This window comes from Paraburkholderia jirisanensis (genome assembly GCF_054782355.1).
Genome location: NZ_BAAGSQ010000033.1, coordinates 447935 through 471591 on the forward strand (window position 1 = coordinate 447935; position 23657 = coordinate 471591).

At 62.9% G+C, this 23657-nt stretch carries 19 protein-coding genes and 3 tRNA genes; 9 read left to right on the plus strand and 13 right to left on the minus strand.

What is annotated here, in order from left to right; genetic code table 11:
* The first annotated feature begins 319 nt into the window (after positions 1–319).
* A complete protein-coding gene (locus ACYVNQ_RS33980; protein WP_460909392.1) occupies positions 320–1621 on the plus strand; it encodes an FAD-dependent oxidoreductase in 1302 nt (433 codons plus the stop codon).
* Positions 1622–1738: 117 nt separating this feature from the next.
* Positions 1739–3403 (plus strand): NAD(P)H-hydrate dehydratase, encoded by a 1665-nt coding sequence (locus ACYVNQ_RS33985; RefSeq protein ID WP_460909394.1) that lies wholly within the window; start codon positions 1739–1741, stop codon positions 3401–3403.
* Positions 3404–3418: 15 nt separating this feature from the next.
* Here ACYVNQ_RS33985 and ACYVNQ_RS33990 read toward each other — a convergent pair whose 3' ends face one another.
* Positions 3419–4273, minus strand: a complete 855-nt coding sequence (locus ACYVNQ_RS33990) for a lysostaphin resistance A-like protein (RefSeq protein WP_460909396.1) — start codon at positions 4271–4273, stop codon at positions 3419–3421.
* A 306-nt stretch (positions 4274–4579) separates the two neighbouring features.
* On the opposite strand from ACYVNQ_RS33990, the gene pgi reads away from it, so the two are divergent.
* Positions 4580–6202, plus strand: a complete 1623-nt coding sequence (gene pgi / locus ACYVNQ_RS33995; RefSeq protein ID WP_460909398.1) for a glucose-6-phosphate isomerase — start codon at positions 4580–4582, stop codon at positions 6200–6202.
* 131 nt (positions 6203–6333) lie between these two features.
* Here pgi and ACYVNQ_RS34000 read toward each other — a convergent pair whose 3' ends face one another.
* Positions 6334–7020: an ABC transporter ATP-binding protein gene (locus ACYVNQ_RS34000; RefSeq protein WP_460909400.1), complete on the minus strand. Its 687-nt coding sequence runs from the start codon at positions 7018–7020 to the stop codon at positions 6334–6336.
* Here ACYVNQ_RS34000 and ACYVNQ_RS34005 point away from each other — a divergent pair.
* The gene (locus ACYVNQ_RS34005) at positions 7019–7762 is read left to right on the plus strand and encodes an arylesterase (RefSeq protein ID WP_460909402.1); all 744 of its coding nucleotides are present in this window, start codon (positions 7019–7021) and stop codon (positions 7760–7762) included. The genes ACYVNQ_RS34000 and ACYVNQ_RS34005 overlap by 2 nt on opposite strands.
* 121 nt (positions 7763–7883) lie before the next feature.
* Positions 7884–8228 (plus strand): hypothetical protein, encoded by a 345-nt coding sequence (locus ACYVNQ_RS34010; RefSeq protein ID WP_460909404.1) that lies wholly within the window; start codon positions 7884–7886, stop codon positions 8226–8228.
* 138 nt (positions 8229–8366) lie between these two features.
* Here ACYVNQ_RS34010 and ACYVNQ_RS34015 read toward each other — a convergent pair whose 3' ends face one another.
* From ACYVNQ_RS34015 to tig, 8 genes are all read right to left on the minus strand, one after another.
* On the minus strand, positions 8367–10310 hold the full coding sequence (locus tag ACYVNQ_RS34015) for a SurA N-terminal domain-containing protein (protein WP_460909406.1): 1944 nt from the start codon (positions 10308–10310) through the stop codon (positions 8367–8369).
* 120 nt (positions 10311–10430) lie between these two features.
* Positions 10431–10507: transfer RNA gene (locus tag ACYVNQ_RS34020), tRNA-Asp, on the minus strand.
* A 29-nt stretch (positions 10508–10536) separates the two neighbouring features.
* Positions 10537–10612 (minus strand) — tRNA-Val (locus ACYVNQ_RS34025).
* Positions 10613–10726: 114 nt separating this feature from the next.
* On the minus strand, positions 10727–10999 hold the full coding sequence (locus ACYVNQ_RS34030) for an HU family DNA-binding protein (protein ID WP_134191059.1): 273 nt from the start codon (positions 10997–10999) through the stop codon (positions 10727–10729).
* Between the two features lie 390 nt (positions 11000–11389).
* Positions 11390–13810, minus strand: a complete 2421-nt coding sequence (lon, locus tag ACYVNQ_RS34035) for an endopeptidase La (RefSeq protein WP_460909410.1) — start codon at positions 13808–13810, stop codon at positions 11390–11392.
* A gap of 185 nt (positions 13811–13995) precedes the next feature.
* Positions 13996–15267, minus strand: a complete 1272-nt coding sequence (clpX, locus tag ACYVNQ_RS34040; RefSeq protein WP_460909412.1) for an ATP-dependent Clp protease ATP-binding subunit ClpX — start codon at positions 15265–15267, stop codon at positions 13996–13998.
* A gap of 214 nt (positions 15268–15481) precedes the next feature.
* Complete coding sequence (gene clpP / locus ACYVNQ_RS34045) at positions 15482–16153, minus strand: ATP-dependent Clp endopeptidase proteolytic subunit ClpP (protein ID WP_460909413.1); 672 nt, start codon at positions 16151–16153, stop codon at positions 15482–15484.
* 161 nt (positions 16154–16314) lie between these two features.
* Positions 16315–17661, minus strand: coding sequence for a trigger factor (gene tig, locus ACYVNQ_RS34050; RefSeq protein ID WP_460909415.1), 1347 nt, complete (start codon positions 17659–17661; stop codon positions 16315–16317).
* Positions 17662–18188: 527 nt separating this feature from the next.
* Here tig and ACYVNQ_RS34055 point away from each other — a divergent pair.
* Both ACYVNQ_RS34055 and ACYVNQ_RS34060 read left to right on the plus strand, forming a co-directional pair.
* Entirely contained in the window at positions 18189–19334 is a 1146-nt protein-coding gene (locus ACYVNQ_RS34055) for a glycerate kinase (protein ID WP_460909418.1), read from the plus strand.
* A 66-nt stretch (positions 19335–19400) separates the two neighbouring features.
* Positions 19401–19856 carry a MarR family winged helix-turn-helix transcriptional regulator gene (locus ACYVNQ_RS34060; protein ID WP_460909420.1) on the plus strand — a complete coding sequence of 152 codons (456 nt, stop codon included), beginning with the start codon at positions 19401–19403 and terminating at the stop codon, positions 19854–19856.
* Between the two features lie 227 nt (positions 19857–20083).
* On the opposite strand, the gene ACYVNQ_RS34065 is transcribed toward ACYVNQ_RS34060, so the two are convergent.
* Both ACYVNQ_RS34065 and ACYVNQ_RS34070 read right to left on the minus strand, forming a co-directional pair.
* Complete coding sequence (locus tag ACYVNQ_RS34065) at positions 20084–21070, minus strand: 2-dehydropantoate 2-reductase (protein ID WP_460909422.1); 987 nt, start codon at positions 21068–21070, stop codon at positions 20084–20086.
* Between the two features lie 7 nt (positions 21071–21077).
* Positions 21078–21851, minus strand: a complete 774-nt coding sequence (locus tag ACYVNQ_RS34070; RefSeq protein ID WP_460909425.1) for a class II aldolase/adducin family protein — start codon at positions 21849–21851, stop codon at positions 21078–21080.
* Between the two features lie 271 nt (positions 21852–22122).
* Between ACYVNQ_RS34070 and ACYVNQ_RS34075 the strand changes: the two genes are divergently transcribed.
* A complete protein-coding gene (locus tag ACYVNQ_RS34075) occupies positions 22123–22260 on the plus strand; it encodes a hypothetical protein (protein ID WP_460909427.1) in 138 nt (45 codons plus the stop codon).
* 161 nt (positions 22261–22421) lie between these two features.
* Here the strand turns inward: ACYVNQ_RS34075 and ACYVNQ_RS34080 are convergent.
* Positions 22422–22508 (minus strand) — tRNA-Leu (locus tag ACYVNQ_RS34080).
* A gap of 213 nt (positions 22509–22721) precedes the next feature.
* Between ACYVNQ_RS34080 and hpnD the strand changes: the two genes are divergently transcribed.
* Complete coding sequence (gene hpnD, locus ACYVNQ_RS34085) at positions 22722–23555, plus strand: presqualene diphosphate synthase HpnD (RefSeq protein ID WP_460909429.1); 834 nt, start codon at positions 22722–22724, stop codon at positions 23553–23555.
* Positions 23556–23657: the final 102 nt, after the last annotated feature.

The following is a 23657-nucleotide window of genomic DNA, read 5'->3' on the forward strand; positions in this document are numbered from 1 at the left end:
TGGGAAGTCGGGGATTATAACCCGGATGGTCCGTCGAACCGGACGCTTGTCGCGTTTGTGCAAGCTGGGCAGCAGGCGATGGAAAGGCGCGGTCTCATGTGGCCTGAGCTTCGCCCGCCGCCTGGTGCGTCCGGCGGCACTCTGCTTCGAACCGGCCCGACGGCGCGCCGCGCGTGGCCCTCTGCCCCGTTTGGCTGCTATCATTCGGCGTTTCCTCAGACCGGTGCGGCATTTTCAGCCAGTCCGCACCGCACGTCACGCAGTCAAGCAACGGGGAGCGCCACGCAGTCGCGCGTTCCACGGGCAATACGAACTCAACATGGATGTCATAGTCATCGGCGGCGGGATCGTCGGCGTCGCCACCGCTTACCAGCTGCGCGCGGCCGGCCACCGCGTATGCGTGATCGAACGGCACGCCACGGTCGCCCAGGGCGCCACTTACGGGCACGGCGGCACGGTGCTGCCTACCCCGCTCGACGTCTGGTTCGGTCCGACCTTCATGCAGCACCGGCAGGCGGCGAAGTGCGGCGTGATCCGCAAGACCGGCTTTAGCGGCGCCGCGCGCGACTTCGTCAAGCGGATCGGCACATTGCAGGCGCCTGACGCGTTCGCACAGCAATATGCGCGGCTGCGGCCGCTGATCGAATCGGCACGCGATGAGCTCGCCGAGCTCGAATCGCGCTTCAACCTGGATTTCGAACAGCTCAGCGGCCAGTTGTATCTGGTGCGCACCGAGCAGGAATGGGAGCAGCTAAAGCCGGCGCTGGAGTTGCTGCGGCAGTTCGAAGTGCCGCACCACGTGCTGTCGCCCGCTGAGTGCGTCGCGATCGAACACTCGGTGCCGGCCGATCCGCCGTTTGCCGGCGGCGTGCTGTTTCGCGACGAACGCACGGCCAATTGCCCGCTGTTCGCCAAGCTCGTCAAGCAGACGCTCGATGCGCAAGGCGGCGTGCAGTTTCAATGCGGGCGTGAAGTCACCGCGCTGCGGCTCGATAACCAGCGCGCGGCGGTCGAACTGGCGCCGCGCGTCGGCGAGCCGGTGCGCTCGCGCGAAGTGGATGTGATCGGCGCAGACGCGGTGGTGGTCGCGGCGGGCGCAGGCAGCTTGCCACTGCTTGCCAAAGTCGGGCTGCAACTTCCGCTGCATCCGCTGAGGCTGCATAACCTCGTTGCGCCGATCGCGCGCGAGGAATTCGCGCCGCATATGGCGGTGATCGATGCGATCAAGCGCATCACCGTCACGCGCAGCAACCATCGGCTGCGGATCGCGGGTGGAGCGGTGCTGCAAAGCCTGAAGGAAACCGACAAGCCGTTGCCCGAGCCGCTCACCAAGGAAGCCCTTGCGCTGCTCGGCCAGGCGACGCACGACTGGGTGCCGGGCGCGGCGCGGATCTCGGCGGCGCTGCCGTGGGAAGGCGTCAAGCTGCTGTCGCCGGACGGGCTGCCGGCGGTCGGCAATGCGCTGCATCCGCGGCTGTTTGTCGCTGCAGGGCACGGACCGGTCGGCTGGGGGCTCGCGTGCGGGTCCGGCAAGCTGATCGCCGATCTGATTACCGGGCGCGCACCGGAATTGCCGGCCGATACGTTGGCGGCGCTGCGGCCGGAGCGGTTTTTGGGGTGATGACGCGGCAGGTTGATGGCACGCGCGGCCGGCATGCTGGCCTCGGCACGCGCATTGCCACTACCATGAACGTCGCCCCAGCCGCCCTTTCCCTCCAGACCGTCGCCGAGCGCCACCATGACCGCTGCCCCGTCTTCCGCTGCGTCGTCCTCCTCTTCCGCTACCGCCACGCTCGTCAGTCCGCACGACCGGCCGCTCGTGCTGTGCACGGTCGCCGAACTGCGCGCGCTCGAAACCCAGGCCGCCGCGGGCTTGCCGCCGCATACGCTGATGGCGCGCGCCGGCGCCGCTGCCGCGCGCTTTCTGCTCGAACAGATCGCGCACGACGGTCCAGCGGATGCCACGCGCCCGGTGCTGCTGATCGCAGGTCCGGGCAATAACGGCGGCGACGCGCTGGTCGTCGCTGCCGAGTTGCGGCGCGCCGGGATCACGCTCGAGGTATGCATGCCGGTTGAAGTCACACCGGACGACGCGCGCTGGGCGCTCGGCGAAGCGCGCGCGGCGGGCGTCGCGATTTCGGCGCAAGCGCCTGCGTCGTTCGAGCGTTACGGCTGGATCGTCGACGGGATGTTCGGTATCGGGCTCGCGCGGCCGCTGGAAGGCGTGTTCGCGGAGCTTGCGCAGCGCCTCGCGGAGCGGGCCCGCGTGCCCGGCTACACGTTGCCGTCGCGAACGGGCGCATCCGCCGCTGATGCGGCACCCCACGCGCCCGCTGCGCACGGCCGCGTGCTCGCACTCGATGTGCCGAGCGGCCTCGACAGCGATACCGGCAACGTGATCGAGGGCGGCGTGGCCGTACGGGCGACGCATACGGTCACCTTCATCGGTGCGAAGCCTGGGCTCTTCATGGGCGAGGGCCGTGACCTCGCCGGTGCGGTCATCGTCGCGCCGCTCGAGATCGAAAGCAGCGCGCCCGGCAGCGCCGTGCTGAACGCGCCCGCACTCTTCTGTACGCATTTCCCGGCGCGCGACTCCGCGACGCACAAAGGCACGTTCGGCAGCCTCGCGGTGGTGGGCGGCGACACCGGCATGTGCGGCGCGCCGATTCTGGCCGCGCGCGCGGCGCTCTTCAGCGGAGCGGGCAAGGTGCACGTCGCGCTGCTCGGCGATGGCGGCCCGGCCTACGACCCGCCGCATCCCGAATTGATGCTGCACAAGCTCGACGACTTGCCGCTCGATACGATGGACGCGCTGTCGGTCGGCTGCGGCATGGGCCATCGCAAACGCGCGGCGCGCACGCTGCACGATGTGCTCGCGCTCGATGTGCCGAAACTGTTCGACGCCGATGCGCTGAACCTGTTTTCACGCGACCCCGCGCTCGCCGCGCAACTGCGCGCGCGCGGCGCGAGCGCCGGCGACACCTGCATCCTGACGCCGCACCCGCTCGAAGCCGCGCGGCTGCTCGGCAGCGACGCGAAGACGGTGCAGCGCGACCGGCTCGCCGCCGCGCGCGAACTCGCGCAGCGTTTTGCAAGCATCGTCGTGCTGAAAGGCGCCGGCACCGTGATTGCGGCACCGGACGGCCGCCTCGCGGTCAATCCAACCGGCAACGCGGCGCTCGCGACGGGCGGCAGCGGCGATGTGCTCGGCGGCATCATCGGCGCACTGCTTGCACAAGGCTTACCGCGCTATGAAGCCGCGCTCGCCGGCGTGTATCTGCACGGTCTCGCCGCCGACGCGTTGACCGCGCGCGGCGACGGCCCCGCCGGCTGCACGGCGGGCGAACTGGCGCCGATGGTGCGCAGGCTGATCAACCGGCTGTTTTATCCGGCGACGCTGTAAGCGGCGGCTGCGCCGTCACATGCGGCCGCCCGCCTGCAGCATCGGATAGGTGAACAGCAAAAAGTGCGTCGCGTTCAGGCCGAAATGCGCGAGCACGGCCGCCGACAGCCCGCCATAACGGTACGCAAGACCGTAACCGATCCCCGCGATCCCCCCGAACACGACCCACGGCAGGCCGCCCGGCAGATGCATCAGCGCGAACGCGAGATCCGCGAGGACCAGCGCGAGCACCTGTGCATACGGCCGGCCGTCCAGCAGCCGCGCGATGCCGCCTTGCAGATAGCCGCGGAAAAAACTTTCCTCAACCACCGTCACCAGCAGCAGGTTGTCGGCGAGGAACAGCCACGCCTGCGGCGGCCACTTCGGCGCCCATGCAATGAGATGCAGCGCGAGCGCCGCGCCGATGCACACTACCGCCGTAAGCAGCCAGCCGCCGATGCCGGCCGCGAGCGCCAGACTGCACCCGCGCTCCGCGCGCACCCAGCGGAACGTCAGCAGCAGCCAGAAGGCCACCAGCGGCTTGTCGAGATTCAGGTACATCCTGAACGGCAGCGCGTCCGGCGTGAAGCGCACGTTGTCGATCACGCGCGGATTGTGGAAGCCCGGCACCCAATGCATGATCAACGCGACCGCGAGCACGATAAACAGCGCGTGCGCCACCGCGCGCACGGCCGGCGGCCGCGGCGGCCGCACCGCGTAGCCGAGCACCAGCAGCACGGCGATGGCCGCCAGCGCCGGCGCGCCGAGCCAGCCGAGCGCACACGCCGCGCCGTAACCCACCACCAGCAAGGCCACGCCGAACCAGCGCAGCGCGCGCCAGTACGTCGCCGGCACCGCGAGAAAAATCGCTATCCAAGGCAAACCGCCCATCCCCACTCCGCACAAGTTGGCCCGCCGTGGCGGACATTTCATCTGAACAAAACCAGCGAGCGAAGATACCGGAATGCGCGGCCTGCCGTGCGCAGGCCGGCAGGCGCGCAGCGCGGCCCGTGCGCCGGGACGCTTGTGCCGCACAAGGTCCCGCTATCTGGGGTTGTCGGGGCTGCCTGCCAGTGCCGGGCGCACGCCGCTATACTGACTGCCTGCGTCGCCCGATGGCGCCTCGCATGCCGGCGCCCGCCAATGCACTTCGGGTACGCACCCCTCCCTTCGTGCCTCTTCGTTTGACGGACGGTTATGACTCAGATCACTTACCCAGCCTGGGCCTCGCTGCAAGCGCATTACGAACAGATTGGCGATGCGCGCCTGCGCGACTGGTTCAAACCCGAGAACGACCCTGCCCCGACCCGTGCCGAACGCTTCACGTACACAGGCGGCGGCCTTGCGGCCGATTTTTCGAAGAACCGCATTACCGACGAAACCCTGAAGCTGCTGGTGCAGCTCGCCCGCGAAGCGGGTGTCGAGAAACGCCGCGACGCGATGTTCGCCGGCGAGATCGTCAATCCCACCGAACACCGCGCGGTGCTGCACACCGCGCTGCGCGCCACCGATCCGAAGGCGCCTTTCAATGCGCAGGTCATGGCCGAGAAAGCCAAGATGGCCGCGTTCGCGACGCAAGTGCGCGATGGCAAATGGACCGGCTACACCGGCAAGCGGATCCGCCACATCGTCAATATCGGCATCGGCGGTTCGGACCTCGGGCCGAAGATGGTCGCGCATGCGTTGAAGCATCTGTCGTCGCCGGATATCTCCGCGCATTTCGTGTCGAACGTCGACGGCGCCGATATGTACCGCGTGCTGTCGCAGATCGATCCGGAAGAGACGCTCGCGATCGTCGTGTCGAAGACCTTCACGACGCTCGAAACGATGACCAACGCGCACTCGATGCGCGACTGGTTTATCAACGGCGGTTGCCCGGAAAACCAGCTCGCGAAGCATTTTGTCGGCGTGTCGGCGAACCCGGCCGAGGTCGTCAAGTTCGGCATCGACAAAGACAACGTGTTCGAGATGTGGGACTGGGTCGGCGGACGCTATTCGTTATGGTCGGCAGTCGGCCTGTCGATCATGATCGCGATCGGGCCGCAGCATTTCGACGAGCTGCTCGCCGGCGCCAACGACATGGACCGCCACTTCCGCGAGACGCCGCTCGAGCGCAACCTGCCGGTGCTGCTGGGCATGATCGGCATCTGGTATCGCAACTTCTTCGGCACGCAGAGCTATCTGGTGGCGCCGTATTCGGAAGCGCTGCACTTCCTGCCGGCGTATCTGCAGCAGCTCGAGATGGAGAGTAACGGCAAGCAGGCGCGGCTCGACGGCACGATGGTCGACTATGCGACCTCTGCTGTGACGTGGGGCGAGCCCGGCACCAACGGACAGCATGCGTTCTTCCAGATGCTGCATCAGGGGCCGACGATCGTGCCGATCGACTTTATCGCGCTGCTGACGCCCGAGCATCCGCTCGCCGATCATCATCCGAAGCTGCTCGCCAACTGCTTTGCGCAAAGCGAAGCGCTGATGCTTGGACGTACGGTCGAGGAAGCGCAGAAGGTGGCCGGGCCGGATAAGCCTGAGCTCGTGCCGCACATCGTGTTCCCCGGCAACCGGCCGACTACGACGATTCTCGTCGACGCGCTGACCGCGCGCTCGCTTGGCGCATTGATCGCGCTTTACGAGCACAAGGTGCTGGTGCAAGGCACGGTGTGGAACATCAACTCGTTCGATCAGTGGGGCGTTGAGCTCGGCAAGATTCTCGGCAAGGTGGTCGAGGCCGATCTGACCGCGGCCAAGACCGATGCGGGCAAGCACGATTCGTCGACGTCGGCGTTGATCGCGCGGGCGCGGGCGGCGTTGAAGAAGTAGTGAGTGGGTGGTTGGGTGGTTTGTTCGGCCGCGGTGTCGGGTTTAGCCGCGGCCTGAGTGGTGCGGGCCGCGCAGGTATGTCGATGCGCGGCCCTTTGCGTTGGTGTTGGCTTTCGCGTGTTAACGTCGCTTCAGATCAACCGCCCTGCTTCGATCGTCACCGTCGTATCGCAGCGGCGCGCCAGTTCGATATCGTGTGTCACGAGCACCAGCGTCGCGCCGTTCGCGCGATTCATCTCGAACATCAGATCGATCACCGCGTGGCCGGTTGCCGCATCGAGGCTGCCGGTCGGCTCGTCGGCGAACAGGATCGCCGGGTGGGTGACGAACGCGCGCGCCAACGCCACGCGCTGCTGCTCGCCGCCCGACAGCAGCTTCGGGTAATGGCGCATCCGCTCGCCGAGCCCGACCTGCGTAAGCAGCGTGCGGCCACGCGCGACAATGTCGCGCGACGCCATCCCGCCTTGCAGTTCGAGCGGCAGCGTGACGTTTTCGAGCGCCGTCAAATGCGGCATCAGTTGAAACGACTGGAACACGAAGCCGACTGAACCGCTGCGCAAGGCCGCGCGGCCGTCTTCGTCGAGTTCGGACAACTCGCGGCCGAGTAGCCGAACCGACCCCGAACTCGCGCTGTCCAACCCCGCTAGCAAGCCCAGCAGCGTCGATTTACCGGACCCGGAAGCACCGACGATCGCTACCCGGCTGCTTGCTTCGATAGACAGGTCGATGTTGTCGAGTATCGTCAACTCGCCGGTCGCGTCCTTAACCTTCTTCGACAAACCCCGCACTTCGATGACTGGATCGGATTTCTTTTGCATGGTGAAGCGTAGCTTGAATGTGCGCCCGATGATGCGGACCGCGATGCTCGCCGCGGCGTTCGCTCCTGCAGTGTTCACTGCGCTGCTGCCCGCCTCCGCCAATGCCGCTAGCGCTGCGTCTACCGCTGCTTCTGCTTCTGCCACTGTTGCCGCTACGGCTGTCGCGGCCGTTGCCGCCAAACCGGTGATCGTCGTGCTCGGCGACAGCATCTCGGCCGAATACGGGCTGCCGCGCGACACCGGCTGGGTGGCGCTGATGCGCCGGCGTCTTGCCGATGAGCGGCTCGATTATAGCGTTGCCAATGCCAGCATCAGCGGCGACACCACCAGTGGCGGCCGCGCTCGGTTGCCCACGCTGCTCGAGCGTCTAAAGCCGTCAATCGTGATTGTCGAACTCGGTGCCAACGACGCGCTGCGCGGCGTGCCGCTCTCCACGACCGAAGACAATCTGCGAACGATTATCGAACAGGCGCAGCAGAAACATGCGCAGGTCGTGCTGGTCGGTATGTACGTACCGCCTAATTACGGCCCGGATTATTCACAAAAGTTCCACGGCGTGTATATCGATCTGTCGAAGCAATTACACGTGCCGCTCGTGCCGTTTCTTCTCGCGGGTATCGAGAATAAACCCGATATGTTTCAAGCAGATCAGATACATCCGACCCAGCAGGCACAACCCGTGCTGCTCAACAACGTGTGGCCAGCATTGCAACCGCTGCTTCGCACAGGTTCGCCGCGTTGAACAGCACGCTAACAACTTGTTTCCTAATATGGGGAACGTGCCTGGATGACATCTACCTGACACTTTCGCGTGACCCTGAAACCGGCTCTCTTTGTGAGCGACCTCAAGAAGGAGATGACGCGTGAAACTCTCACCTCTAATCGCTTTGACCGTGGCGGTGTCCGCCTGCGCAGCACAACCGCCTGCCGGCGTGCAGTCCGTCGGAACCAGCCAGCAACCGCCTGCCGCAGTCGGCAAGTGCATCGCTCAGAAATGGGCTGACAAGTCGCAACAACAGGTCGTGTCGCAAGACACGTTGGCGTTCGACCGTGCAATGGATGTCTATGTGCCGGGTCAACAACCGCCTAATGGCGCAGCGGCTGTAGTACGGCCGTCGTATCAAGGCTCGGGAACGTGGGTGGGGTTCCGCCCGGGTAGTGGCGGCGGTGGCGGCGATGCCACCGGCGATATCAACGGCTGCCTGTAATTGCGTTTGCAATTGATTGCAATTTGTTGGCAGGACGAGGTATTCGTATTGCCACACAACGGAACGGAAAAAGCCCCGCTTATGCGGGGCTTTTCCGTTTCTGCTTTGTTCAACTGCTATGTATCGGCGTTACCGGCATTACTCGCCATCGCCACCCGTTGCCGGAGCGCTGTCGAGCGAACCACCATATAGCTTGACCTTCGAACGCGCGCGCAGCGAATCCAGATAGGCCTGCATCTGCGCCTGTGCATCGACCTGCGCAACCTGCTGTTGCGCTGCCTCGAGACGCTTCGGATCGATCGGCGCACCAGGCACAATCGCGTTCACGCGATAGATTGCGTAGCCGCCCACGCCCAGATCGACACCGACGTAGGCCGGCAACTTCTGCGCGTCGACCTTGTAAATTGCACTCAACGCGGCAGGCGGAACGCCTTGCGGATCGTTACGCGATACCTTCAACGCCGACGAGAAACCGGTGGTCGCTTTCGACTTCTGCAACTCCGCGAGCTTCGCTTCGCCATCCTTGCGCGCCATATCGGCCGATTGTTGCGCGATCACCTTTTGACGCACCGCGTCTTTCACCGCGTCGAGCGGCGGCACCGCAGCCGGTTTGAAATCCGTGACGCGTGCCGCAACCAGCGTACTGTTGCCGACGTCGATTGCCTGCGTGTTGTTGTGATCCTTCACCGAATCACTCGCGAAGATCGCGGCGAGCAACTTCGGGTTGTTCAGCGGGCTATCGGGCGGCAGTGCAGGATTCGGCTTGTCGGTGACGGTGGCCGTCTGGATCTGCAGCTTGTACTTGTCGGCCGCGGGCTGCAGCGTCTTTGCCTGTTCGTAGACGATCGACGTGAACCCTTCCGAATCGTCCGTGAATGCCTTCGCGGCCTGTTGCGTCTGCAGGTCTTTCAGGATGGCCTGCTTCACGTCGTCGAACGGCTTGGTCACCGACGGCTTCACGTCGGTCGCCTTGATGATGTGATAGCCGAAATCGGTCTGCACGACGCCGCTGATTTCGTCTTTCTTCAGGCCGAACACCGCGTCGTCGAATGCCTTGCCGCCCGCGATCATGCCGCGTGTGAAGTAGCCGAGATCGCCACCCTTCGATGCCGAACCCGGGTCTTGCGAATCCTGTTGCGCAAGCTGTGCGAATTGATCCGGATGCGCCTTCAGCTGCGTGAGGATGCCATCGGCCTTCTGCTTTGCCTTGTCCTTGTCTGCGGCGCTGGCGTCTTTCGGTGCCGCGATCAGGATGTGGCTCGCACGCACTTCGCCTTCGGTGCGGTAATGCGCGAGGTTGTCGTCGTAGTACTTCTTCAGCTCCGCGTCGGTCGGCTGCGCAGCGGCCGCGAGCGTGGCCGGCGACATCGCGAGGTATTGGATCGTCGCGGTGGCCGGCGTGGCAAAGTCGCCGCGGTGCGCGTCGTAATACGCCTGCAGTTGCGCATCGGTAGGCTGCACTTTCGCGGCGAAGTCCTGCGCGCGGAATGCCAGACCCTGCACTTCGCGCTGTTGCTCGGCGAGTTCGGTCAGACGCTGCGCGAGTGCCTTCGGCGTGAACGACGAGCTTTGAATTGCTTCGGGCAACTGTTGCATCGCGAGGCTGTAGCGGATCTGTTCCTGATACTGGTCAGGCGTCATACCCTGCATCGCGAGCAGTTCCTTGTAGCGGTCCAGATCGATCGTGCCGTCGGGCTTCTTCAACGACGCGATTACCGGGTCGTTCATCAGCGCGCGGCGCAACGCGTCGTCCGACACCGTCAGGTGCAGGCGCTGCGTTTCATCGGCCAGTACGCGCTGCTGAATGATGCCGTCGAGTATCTGGCGGCGACGCTCGGGCGTGTCGAACGCCTTGCTGTCGAACTGGGCGCCGAGCATTTGCCGTGCGCGATCCAGTTGCTGGCGCATGGAATTGTCGTACTCAGCACGGGGAATCTTGCGGCCATTGACGCTCGCGACGTTCGCGTTCTCGTCAAAGAAGCCCCGGAAACCCTGAATGCCCACGAAGCCCAAGCCTGGCAGAATGACCAGGATGAGCATCATCATCATGAGACGTTGGTGATTGCGGAAGAAATCGAGCATGCTTACTAGCGTAAATGCGAGCCAAAAAAGGGGTGCCCAGAAACGAACGCCCGATAGTACATCAGCGCACAACAAAAAAGGCGAACTGGAGTTAGCTCGCAGTTCGCCTTCCTAGGATGCTGGCGGAGTGGACGGGACTCGAACCCGCGACCCCCGGCGTGACAGGCCGGTATTCTAACCGACTGAACTACCACTCCTTTGTTGCTCTATCCAGCCGAACCGGAACTGGTGGGTGCTGAGAGGCTCGAACTCCCGACCTACGCCTTGTAAGGGCGCCGCTCTACCAACTGAGCTAAGCACCCGCTCCTGATTCGACCTGCTGATTGATGAGTAAAGCGCCGAAAAAACCGACAGCTAACGTTCGAAAGAGTAACCGCCCGATCTCCCCCGAAACACCTTCTCAACCAGCGAGCCCGCTAGTTTAGCGCATCCTTCAGAGCTTTGCCAGGCCTAAATTTAGGCACCTTGGCTGCCTTGATCTTGATCGCGGCGCCCGTGCGCGGATTGCGGCCGGTGCGGGCGGTACGCTTGCCGACCGCGAACGTGCCGAAACCGACCAGCGTGACCGAGCCACCCTTTTTCAACGTGCCTTTGACACCACCGATCACCGCATCCAATGCGCGCCCTGCCGCCGCTTTCGAAATATCGGCTTGTTCCGCTATGTGGTCGATCAATTCCGTTTTATTCATTCCAGCCCCCGAGAATGTTGTTGGGCAATCGTGAAACGCTTAGAAGCGTCTGGTTTTTTAAAGCGGCGCGGCAGGTGGATATGCCGGGCAACTCATTAGAATGGGTCGAAACTACCCTGTCAACCGGGGTTGCGCCCGATTCCAGGGCGTTTTTTACAGGGATTTCATGACAAAAGTTTGCATTTTGAATAGATGCGAGCGCAACTAATCTGATATGAATGCCGTGCCGCAGTAACCGCGACAGTCATTGCTGCAGTAACCGTATTGGCTATTGGCATTGAACAACGGCTCAACGCTATCGCTCGCGCGGGCAATAAAAAACCCGCGGCTAGCGAACTAGCAGCGGGTTTTGATTCGGACCGGTCAGTGCGACCGGCCGACATGCACTTCCTAGTGCTTCACGACCTCGGACGCCGTACCGGAATCCTTCGCCGCTTCACCTACCGGGGCAGGCTTCGGTTCTTCTTCCGGCAGCGGCGACGGCACACGTTCCAGCGCCAGCTCGAGCACCTTGTCGATCCAGCGGACCGGCACGATCTCGATTGCGTTCTTCACGTTATCCGGAATTTCAGTCAGATCCTTGACGTTCTCTTCCGGAATCAGCACCAGCTTGATACCGCCGCGATGCGCCGCCAGCAGTTTCTCTTTCAGGCCGCCGATCGGCAGCACTTCGCCGCGCAACGTGATTTCGCCCGTCATCGCGACATCTGCACGCACCGGGATACCCGTGAGCACCGACACCAGCGCTGTGGTCATCGCCACACCGGCGGACGGACCGTCCTTCGGCGTCGCGCCTTCCGGCACGTGGATGTGGATATCCTGCTTCTCGAACGCTTCGTCCTTGATACCGAGACGGCGCGAACGCGAGCGCACCACCGAACGTGCCGCTTCGACCGATTCCTTCATCACGTCGCCAAGCGAACCGGTGCGGATCACATTGCCCTTACCCGGCATCACCGCAGCTTCGATCGTCAGCAGATCGCCGCCGACTTCGGTCCACGCGAGACCCGTCACCTGGCCGATCTGGTTTTCCTTCGCGGCCAGACCGAAGTCGTACTTGCGCACGCCAAGGAACGTGTCGATGTTGCTGCCGTCGACCACGACCGCGCCATCCGCCTTCTTCAGCAGAAGCATCTTCACGACCTTGCGGCAGATCTTCGACACTTCACGCTCGAGCGAACGCACGCCCGCTTCACGCGTGTAGTAGCGAATGATGTCGCGGATCGCTGCTTCCGCAACCTCGATCTCGCCGGTACGCAGACCGTTGTTCTTCTTCTGCTTCGGCAGCAGGTAGCGCTGCGCGATGCTGACCTTCTCGTCTTCCGTGTAGCCCGACAGACGGATCACTTCCATCCGGTCGAGCAGCGGCGGCGGGATGTTCAGCGAGTTCGACGTCGCCACGAACATCACGTCGGACAGGTCGAAATCCACCTCGACGTAGTGATCCGCGAACGTATGGTTCTGCTCCGGATCAAGTACTTCCAGCAACGCCGACGACGGATCGCCGCGGAAGTCCATACCCATCTTGTCGACTTCATCGAGCAGGAACAGCGGGTTGCGCACACCGACCTTGGTCAGGCTCTGCAAAATCTTGCCTGGCATCGAACCGATGTACGTGCGACGGTGGCCGCGAATCTCGGCCTCGTCGCGCACGCCGCCCAGCGCCATGCGCACGAACTTGCGATTCGTTGCGCGCGCAATCGACTGACCGAGCGACGTCTTGCCAACGCCCGGAGGCCCAACCAGGCACAGGATCGGCGCCTTCACCTTTTCCACACGCTGTTGCACAGCGAGGTACTCGAGGATCCGTTCCTTGACCTTCTCAAGACCGAAGTGGTCTTCGTCGAGCACGCGCTCCGCATTGGTCAGGTCGTTGTTGACCTTGCTCTTCTTGCGCCACGGCAAGCCGATCAGCGTGTCGATGTAGTTGCGCACGACCGTTGCTTCAGCCGACATCGGCGACATCAGCTTCAACTTCTTCAGTTCGGCGTCGGCCTTCTTCTTGGCTTCCTTCGGCATACGCGCGGCGGTGATGCGCTTCTCGAGTTCTTCGAGATCGGCACCTTCTTCGCCTTCGCCCAGTTCCTTCTGGATCGCCTTGACCTGCTCGTTCAGGTAGTACTCGCGCTGGCTCTTTTCCATCTGCCGCTTCACGCGGCCACGGATGCGCTTTTCAACCTGCAGGATGTCGATCTCGGCTTCGAGTTGCGCGAGCAGATGCTCGAGGCGCTCGATGACCGGGAACATCTCGAGGATGTGCTGCTTCTGGTCGAGCTTCAACGGCAGATGCGCAGCGATCGTGTCAGCCAGACGGCCAGCCTCGTCGATGCCTGACAGCGATGTCAAAATTTCCGGCGGGATCTTCTTGTTCAGTTTGACGTACTGGTCAAACTGCGAAACGATCGCACGGCGCAGTGCTTCGGTTTCCGCGCTATCCGCATGGTCCGGCTCAAGCGGCATCACATCGCACGAAAACTGCGTTTCCTGCTCTTCGATCGACAAGGTCTTGGCGCGCTGCAAGCCTTCGACCAGAACCTTAACGGTACCGTCGGGCAGCTTGAGCATCTGCAGGATGTTCGCGATACATCCCACTTCGTACATGTCTTTTTCGGTCGGCTCGTCTTTCGCCGCCGTCTTTTGCGCGACAAGCATGATGTGCTTGCCGCCTTCCATCGCCGCTTCGAGCGCCTTGATCGACTTTGGCCGCCCCACGAAGAGCGGAATCACCATGTGCGGGAAAACGACTACGTCGCGCAGCGGGAGCAGCGGCAGCGTAACGCGTTCCGGCGGAAGGAGTTGGGTTCCTGACATTTCATTTCCCCATGAGTGGAATCAGTTCGTTCGGTAATTGAGGCCGCATAAAACGATTGCAAGCCTGCGCGTGTGGAGAAAAGTTCAGTGACACCAAGAAACAACCCATCGTGACCACAAGATAAACGAAAAAAGCCGTTCACGTCGCCATGAACGGCTATTTCTCAAAAATACGGAAGCGCCGATCAATTCGAACCCGCAACCTTCGGTGCATCTTCGTATATCAACAGTGGCTTGCCGTCGCCATCGATTACGTTGTCGTCAATAATGACCTTGCCGACGCCTTTCATTGTTGGCAATTCGTACATTACATCGAGCAACGCCTGTTCCAATATCGAACGCAAACCGCGCGCGCCTGTTTTGCGCCGGATGGCCTTGCGTGCGACTGCCTGCAACGCTGCCGGCCGGATTTCCAGTTCGACGCGTTCCATGCTGAACAGCTTATGGTATTGCTTGACCAGCGCGTTCTTCGGTTCGACCAGAATTTTCATCAATGCCGGTTCATCGAGCTTGCCCAACGTCGCCACCACCGGCAGACGGCCGATCAATTCGGGAATCAAGCCGAATTTGATCAGGTCTTCCGGTTCGACCTCGCGCAATACCTCGCCGGCATCCCGGTCCTGCTTGCTTTTTACGCTTGCACCGAAGCCAATTCCGGTCTTTTCCGTACGATCGACGATCACTTTTTCAAGGCCGTCGAACGCGCCGCCGCAGATGAACAGAATGTTCGTCGTGTCGACCTGGATGAAGTCCTGATTCGGATGCTTACGACCGCCTTGCGGCGGCACCGACGCCATCGTGCCCTCGACCAGCTTCAGCAACGCCTGCTGCACGCCTTCGCCGGACACGTCGCGGGTGATCGACGGGTTATCCGACTTGCGGCTAATCTTGTCGATTTCGTCGATATACACGATACCGCGCTGCGCCTTGTCGACCTCATAGTTGCAGTTCTGCAGCAACTTCTGGATGATATTTTCGACGTCTTCGCCGACATAGCCGGCTTCGGTCAGCGTGGTCGCATCGGCGATCACGAACGGCACGTTCAGAAGGCGCGCGAGCGTCTGTGCAAGCAGCGTCTTGCCTGAGCCCGTCGGGCCGATCAGCAAAATGTTGCTCTTCGACAGCTCGATTTCGTCCTTCTTGTCGAGGTGCTTCAGACGCTTGTAGTGGTTGTACACCGCGACCGCGAGAATTTTTTTCGCGCGTTCCTGGCCGATCACATATTGATCGAGGATTTCGCGAATTTCCTGCGGGCTGGGCAGATCGGACTTTGACGTGCCTGTGTCAAGCCCTGCACCCGCCGCTTCGTCACGAATGATCTCGTTGCACAGGTCGATACATTCATCGCAGATGAATACCGACGGGCCAGCGATCAGCTTCTTGACCTCATGCTGACTCTTGCCGCAGAACGAGCAATACAACAGCTTCTCGCTGTTCGAACCTTTTTTGTCCGCCATAGATGTGTGAGCCTCCGGACACTCGAATGACATGATACGCCGTTTGCCCTACCCCCACAGTTCGGAGGCAGACGATGCAAATGCTGTAACGGCGTTTGCCGCAGGCGTTCGACGGGTCTTATTATTTCACAAGGTTTTTTCCGGCACTCTTTCCCCAATTTAGGAAAAGTGCACCGGATCAACGACGCCTCAGCGGCAATTTCTCATGAACGTCTTACGGACGCTTATGCAGCACCTGGTCGACGAGGCCGTACGCCTGTGCATCGTCGCTGGACATGAAATTGTCGCGGTCCGTGTCACGCGCAATGCGATCGACGGGTTGGCCGGTGTGATGGGACAGTAGTTGATTCAGGCGATCCTTCAAATACAGGATTTCACGGGCCTGAATTTCGATGTCCGACGCCTGACCACGTGCGCCACCGAGCGGTTGGTGAATCATCACACGCGCATTGGGCAATGCAAAACGCTTGCCTTTCGCGCCCGCAGCCAGCAGGAACGCACCCATGCTAGCCGCGAGACCCATGCACAGCGTCGACACATCCGGCTTGATGAACTGCATCGTGTCGTAAATCGCCATGCCGGCCGACACCGATCCGCCCGGGCTGTTGATGTAGAAACTGATGTCCTTGTCAGGGTTTTCACTTTCAAGGAACAGCAACTGTGCGATCACCAGGTTCGCTGTCTGATCGTTCACTTCGCCAACCAGGAACACCACGCGCTCTTTAAGAAGACGCGAGTAGATGTCGTACGAGCGCTCACCGCGGCCGCTCGTTTCGACGACGATCGGCACGAGGCCGAGCGCTTGCGCTTCGAGATCCCGGTCCATCGACTGGGGAGCCGACGTTTGGGAGGTCAACGTGTCCAGCATTTGAGCGCGAAAGGTCATGCGATGGATCCTTGTCTGGAAAATTAATACTGGACAGGTAAGCCCGGCGACGCGTTATTCAAGTGCCCGAACAGCACGACGACCCCGACACCCGCGCAGTGCACATGCAAAAACGGCGTGCGGCCGTCGTTCCGACAGCCGGCACGCCGTTGCGCGGACACTTACCCTTGCGCCGTGGCGCTGGCCAGCTCTTCAAAGCTCACTTCTTTGTCCGTCACCTTCGCCTTGGCGAGCACGAAATCGACGACGTTGGCTTCCACGACGTACGCTTCCATTTCGCCGAGGCGATCCTTGTTGGAATAATACCAGCGGACGACTTCCTTCGGGTCTTCGTAGCTCTTCGCGAACTCGTCTACCTCCGCGCGAATCTGTTCCGGCTTCGCCTGCAGGTTGTTTTCCTTGACGAGTTCAGCCACCACGAGGCCCAGCTTCACGCGGCGCTCGGCCTGTTCCTTGAACATCTCACCAGGAATCGGCGCATTCGCTGCGTTGGGCACGCCACGCTGCACCAGGTCCTGGCGCGCCATTTCGACGAGGCGCTGCTGGTCTTGTTCGATCAGCGCCTTCGGCACATCCAGTTCGGTGATCTTCAGCAGCGCGTCCATCACCTGGTTCTTGACCACCGCTTGCGTGCGACGCTTCGCTTCACGCTCGAGGTTGTCCTTGATCTCGCCGCGCATCTTGGTCAGATCGCCGTCTTCGATGCCGAGCGACTTCGCGAAGTCTGCATCGATTTCCGGCAGGTGCGGCCACTCGATCTTCTTCATCGTGATCGTGAATTGCGCGGTTTTGCCGGCTACATCCTTGCCGTGATAGTCCTCGGGGAACTGCAGGTCGAATTCGCGTGCTTCGCCGACCTTCAGGCCGAGCGATGCCTTTTCGAATTCCGGCAGCATGCGGCCTTCACCGAGCACGAATGCGAAATCGTCGGCGCTGCCGCCCTGGAATACTTCGCCTTCGATCTTGCCGATGAAGTCGACCGTCACGCGGTCGCCGTCCTTCGCTGCCGTATCGGCACCGCCGTCGCCATGCTCGCCGCCTTCGCCGCGCGCGTGAAAGTGCACGCGCTGCTTGCGCAGGATGTCGAGCGTGCGGTCGATTTCCGCATCGCTGATGGTAGTTTTGGTGCGCTCGATTTCAGCCGCGGCGACGTCGCCCAGCTTGACGTCCGGATAGACTTCAAAAGTTGCGTCGAACGCGTAGGCTTCTTCGGCCGCATCGACCTTCGGGGCGAAGCTCGGCTGGCCGGCGACGCGCAGGTTCTCGGCACGGCTGATGTCGAAGAATTCCTTGCCGACCTTGTCGCTCAACACCTCGGCTTCCACCTGGCCCGAATACTGTTGCGTGACCATCTTGAGCGGCACCTTGCCCGGGCGGAAACCCGGCATGCGCACATTCTTGGCCAGTTGACGGATGCGTGACTCTACTTCTTTCTGCACGGCATCCTTCGGCAGGGAAATCGTCACGCGGCGTTCGAGCTTACCGAGGTTCTCAACAACGTTAGCCATGGCTTCAATCGTCCTAAAATTATTCGAGCGAATTGGTTATCTTCTCTGCGCCTTCCGCCGATGACCTGCCGGATCTGAATCCGCAGATCCTGTTGCGCTGATGGTCGCATCGGCCGGGGCCACTTCGATGGCTGCCTCTCGCTGCGGGCGCAGTTTGGGTCAGAGAGCCGAATATTTTAGCAAACTATTCGAGCGGCCAGCCGGGAATCGGCGTTTGGCCTGGTTTTCATGAGATTCTGGCCGTTTGCAGGCGGTTTCGGCATGCGCAGCGATATTTTTTGCGTGCGACTTTGCGGGCGTGTTTACTTAGGCTTGCCGGCGCATATCGACATGCCACCCCTGGCCAATCGGCTGACCGCACCGCTGCCTGCGCCAGCAACGCCGCCCTCTGCGCCGATGCGCACTATGCCGTTCGGCCTATTCAGTCGGCTGCGCCATGCTGATAAGCTAGCGAACGCGGTTGGGCGAGTGTCTTCGCGTCATCCCGCAAGAGCCGTCCGGCAACAACTCCAATCAACAGAGACACCATGCCTAATCCGTCGTCCGCGCCCGTCGTCGTCATTGCTCCTGATTCGTTCAAAGGCTCCCTTAGCGCGGAGCAAGTCGCGCAAGCCATCGCCAGCGGCATTGCCCGCGCGCGCCCCGACGCGAGCGTGCGCATCTGCCCGATGGCCGACGGCGGCGAAGGCACGCTCGACGCGTTGCTGTCGCACGGCGGTGAGCGCCGCACGCTGACCGTGCGCGGCGCCGCAGGCCCCGCGCGCGACGCCGCCACGGGTCTGCTCGCCGATGGCAGCGCAGTGATCGAAACGGCCGAAGTGGTCGGCATCACCGATCCGGTGGGCATGGGCGTGGCCGTCGAAGAGCGCGATACGCGCGGCATGGGCGAAGCGATCCGCGCGCTCCTCGACAAGGGTGTGCGCCGCTTCTATATCGCGCTCGGCGGCAGCAGCACCAACGATGGCGGCGCGGGTCTGCTGGTCGGTCTCGGCCTGAAAATTCTCGATGCGCAAGGGCGCGAACTCGCACCCACTCCGGAACAACTGCCGCGCGCAACGCGCATCGATGCATCGCAACTCGATCCGCGGCTTGCCGAAGCGTCGTTCGTCGGCATGTCCGATGTAGACAATCCGCTAACCGGCGATCACGGCGCCACCGCCGTGTTCGGTCCACAAAAAGGCGTCAAGCCCAATCAGCTCATCGCGATCGATGCCGCTCTCGCGCACTTCGCCGATCTGCTCGAACCGCAACTGCAACGGGTCGCGCGCAATCTGCCCGGCGCGGGCGCAGCAGGCGGCCTTGGCTTCGCACTGCATATGCTGGGAGCGCAGTTCGAACCGGGCGCGGAGGTCGTCGCGCGCCAGATCGGCCTCGATGCCGCGCTGCAAGGCGCTGACTGGTTGATCACCGGTGAGGGCCGCTCCGATGTGCAGACGCTGCACGGCAAGGCACCATTCATCGCCTGCCGGCATGCACAGGCGGCCGGCGTGCCGGCCACGCTGCTGTCCGGCGCAGTCGACCCTGCGGCGTTGCCGCGCCTTGCCGAACACTTCAGCGGCTGCTTCTCGCCGGCACCGGGGCCGATCACGCTCGAGACCGCGATTCGCGATGCCGCGCAACTGCTTGCCAACGAAGCCGAGCAACTGACGCGTCTGCGATACGGCATGCGTTGACCCCGGCAGCGGATGCGGCAACAATCACAAGCGCCAGGACTGCATCCACTCGACAACAGGAAGACCATGAAGGCCTCCGATAAAGCCGGACTTGAACAGTTTCTGACGTATCGTCTGCACATACTGAACAAGCTCTCCGAGCGCGGCATCAGCGAAAGATATCTGGAGAAGCTCGGCGTGACCTTGCCTGAAGCGCGAGTGATTGCATCGGTGGGATCGTTTGGACCTTTTTCGATCATGGACCTCGCGCGCCATGCAAACCTCGACAAGAGTCAGGCCAGCCGCGCGGCCGAGGCGCTCATCAAGCAAGGCTTTGTGCAACGCGAAGCAAGCGACGCAGATGGCCGTGTGGTGCTGGTATCGCTGACCACCGACGGGCGCGCGCTCTATCGCAAAGTGATGCCGGTCGCGCGCAAGTGGAACAGCGATCTGTTCGAGTGTCTCGACGACCGCGAGAAGGCCGCGCTTGGTGCGACGCTGGACAAGGTGATCAACGCCGCGTTCGAACGCGACGCGGGCTGAACCTGCGCGGTAGCGATGCGGCTGCCAAGGTTGCGCTTGCAACCACCGCTTTGGACCACCGCTCGGACCACCGCTCGGACCACCGCTTCCGTCGCGGTCGCGCAACTTGCCGTGATGCCTTTGCATTCGGCACGGTGCCATGCCTCAAGCGTTTGTCGAGCACCACAACGCCCCATCGCTCGCCGGCTGGCCTCGCGCACTTAACCACACGCCGTTAACCCGTGCCCTCAGATTCCGCTGTTTGCCGCCCGCTGCCGCAACAAACCAAGCACCGCATCGCAATACGGCGTCGGCACATTCAGCTTGCGCCCGAGCTCCGGAAACACGCCGAGGATCGGTTCCACCTCCAGCGGCCGACCCGCTTCGAAGTCCTGCAGCATCGATGTCTTGAATGCGCCAAGCTTGCGCGTCACGGCAACCCGCTGCGGCGCGCTGATGCCCGTCGACAACCCGAGGCACGCGCCGATCGCATCGGCCTCCTCCATCATCCGCAGCACCAGCGCATGCGTCAGCGGATCGTCGAGCAGGCGATCCGCCGTCGAGCCGGTCAATGCGCTCAGCGGATTCATGTTCATGTTGCCCCACAGCTTCGCCCAGATTTCAGTGCGAATGTCGTCTGACAGCGTGACGTCGAAGCCGCCGTCCCGCATCGCCGCAGCGAATGCGCCGGCTGGCGCGTCGAGTTCCTCATGCGGCGCGCCGACGATCAGATGATTGCCACGACCGCGCCGCACCACACCCGGCGCATCGGTCGACGAAGACAGATGCACGACACAACCGATCGCGCGTGCGGGCGGCAACGCCGACGAAACAGCGCCGCCCGGATCCACCGCATCGATATGCCGGTCTGCGAGCGGCCCGGCGAAGCGATGCAGGAACCACCACGGCAAGCCGTTCATCGCGGCGACGATCACCGTGTGCGGCCCGATCAACGGCCGCAGGCTCGCGGCGAGCGGCGGCAAGGTCTGCGCTTTCAACGCGACCACCACAAAGTCCTGCACGCCGAAGGCCGCCGGTTCGTCGCCTGCATTCACCGGCACGCGTGATTCGGATTGACCGTCGATCACGCGCAGCCCTTCTGCACGCAACGCGTCGAGCGTCTTGCCGCGCGCCAGCACCTGCACCGCATGCCCTGCGCGAACCGCCGCCGCCGCGATCAAGCCGCCGATCGCGCCCGCCCCGATCACGGCTGTACGTAATTGCCCGCTGCTCATCTGCTGGCTACTCCCTGTATGACGGATCGAGTCGATCGACCTGGCGCAGCAGCGCGCACAGTACGTCGGCGCCCGCGCCATGGCGCGGATCGAACTGCAATGCGGCGCGCGTGCTGCGCCCGGCAATCGCGTCGGAGATCATGCGCGGCGCACCGAGCGCGGCCGTCGCCAGTTGCACTTCGCACGCGCGGTTGAGCGTCCATAGTCGCACGAACGCCTCGGCAATCGTCGAGCCCAACGACAACAAGCCATGATTGCGCAGAATCATCAAGCGCTTGTCGCCGAGGTCGGCGACGAGGCGTGGCCCCTCGTCCGCGTGAACGGTGACGCCTTCGAAGTCGTGATACGCAATCATGCCGTGCAGCTGCGCCGAATAGAAGTTGCTGTTTTCGAGTCCGGTCTGCGAGCAGGCCACGGCGAGACCCGCGGTCGTGTGCGTGTGCATCACGCAATGCGCATCGGGCAATGCACGATGCAGCGCCGCATGCACCACGAACCCGGCGGGATTCACCGGATGTCGCGATCCATCCACGACCTTGCCGTCGACATCGATCTTCACCAGATTCGATGCGGTCACTTCCGTGTAATGGAGTCCAAACGGATTGATCAGAAAATGCGTTTGCGCGCCGGGCACACGAACCGTGATGTGGTTGTAGATCAGTTCGGTCCAGCCAAGCATCGCGAAGACGCGATACGTGCCAGCCAGCTCGACGCGCAACGCGCGCTCCGTGCCGACGGGTCCACGAGGCGTTGCACGCTCTTCAAGATCGACAGCTGGCATGACGGTCTCCGTGCACGACGTTGGCGCCGATGTGGCGCGCCTGCTGCACTGCGCCCTGCGAATGTCAGCGCAGCATAGGACAAACTAGTTGCACGCGCAACCAAAGCCCACCGGCCTCCTGCCCGGCCAGCCCGTACTACGCATTTACCGCGACACGGCTCGCGAGCGACGCCATGCATTGCCCCGCCCACGATCCGGGTTTCAGCAAATCGTAATACTGCCCTGCTACGATGGCGCCCCGTCCGTTTTAACAAACCGAAAGGATTGATACATGAAGAAGGTTTTTCTGGCGTTGGTCGCCGCTGCAGCAGGATTTGGCAGCATGTCGTCGGCATTTGCATATGACCACCACCATCCGGTGTGCCACAAGGTGCGCGTTCATCACCATTGGGAAAAGCGCTGCCACTGATCGCCCCGGCGAGCACGGCACCGAACACCCCGCAGCACGCGGGGTTTTTTTATGCACACGTGCCTGCATGGCGACGCGTAACGGCGCAAGGTACACGCACGGGCGCATAAAAAAACCCCGCGAGGCGCAGGCCTGCGGGGCTTTGAATTGCATCACTTCGATGGTGCGAGGAGGGGGACTCGAACCCCCACACCCTTGCGGGCGTCAGGACCTAAACCTGGTGCGTCTACCAATTTCGCCATCCTCGCCGCCAGGCGCATGCGCCCGATGTCTTGCCGCTTGCAGCGCTTGCAGCGTGCACGCCGCCAGTAAAATTGTGGCAGCACAGCCCAAAGTGCGTGAGGGCGAGATTCTACCCGAACCGCATGCGCTTGTCTGCAATTCGTCCGCGCACCGATGCTACAATTTTCGACTCGCCGCTCAAGGCGCGCCTTGCTCCCCCTCACCCTCCACGCCAACCAGTGAATTTCGACGAATACTGCCAGCAGAAAGCAGCACCTCCCGGGTCGAGCATCTACTACGCGCTTCGGCAAGCACCGGCTGCACGTCAGCCGCTGCTCACGGCGCTCTTCGCGCTGCGTCGTGAGTTCGAGGAAACCGTGAAGGAAACCAGCGACCCGACGGTCGGCCGCACCAAGCTCGCATGGTGGCAAAAGGAAGCGGCAGCGCTCGCCGCGGGGCAAGCGTCGCATCCGGTATCGAAAGCACTCGCCGCGCATCTGCCCGACGTCGAGGCTGAGTACCCCGCGCTGCAAGCGTTGCTCGCCGGCTTCGAAATGGACCTCGACCAGGCACGCTACCTCGACTTTCCGAATCTGCGTCGCTATATCGACAGCGTCGGCGGCACCTTCGCGGCGATGGTCGCGCGCGCGACCGCCAAAGAGCCGGCCCACGCCGCCGCGTGGGCTGCGCCGCTCGGGCAGGCGCTGATGCTGGCGCAATTCGTCGTCGAGTTGGGCAACGACGCGCGACACGGCCGCATCTATATTCCGATCGACGAGATGCAACGCTTCAACGTGACGGCAGCCGACCTGATCAACCGCCGCTACAGCGATGCGTTCACCGACCTGATGCGGTTTCAGACCACGCGTGCGCGCGCTTCGCTCGATACCGCGCTCGCTGCGTTGCCGGCGGCCGAACGCCGCACGCAGCGCACGCTGCGCGCGCTCGCGGCGCTGGCACTGGCGCTGCTCGATGAAATCGAGCGCGATGGCTATCATGTGCTGCATCAGCGCATCGCGCTGACGCCGATCCGCAAGCTGTGGGTGGCGTGGCGCGCGGCGCGCAGCGCGTAAGTACGCGAGCGCGTGCGGCACCACTCGCGCTTCAGCCATGGTTGAGTTCGCGTGCACTCAGGCAGAGAGGCGGCCTGAACGCCGCGCCGCGCCGCGCCGCCT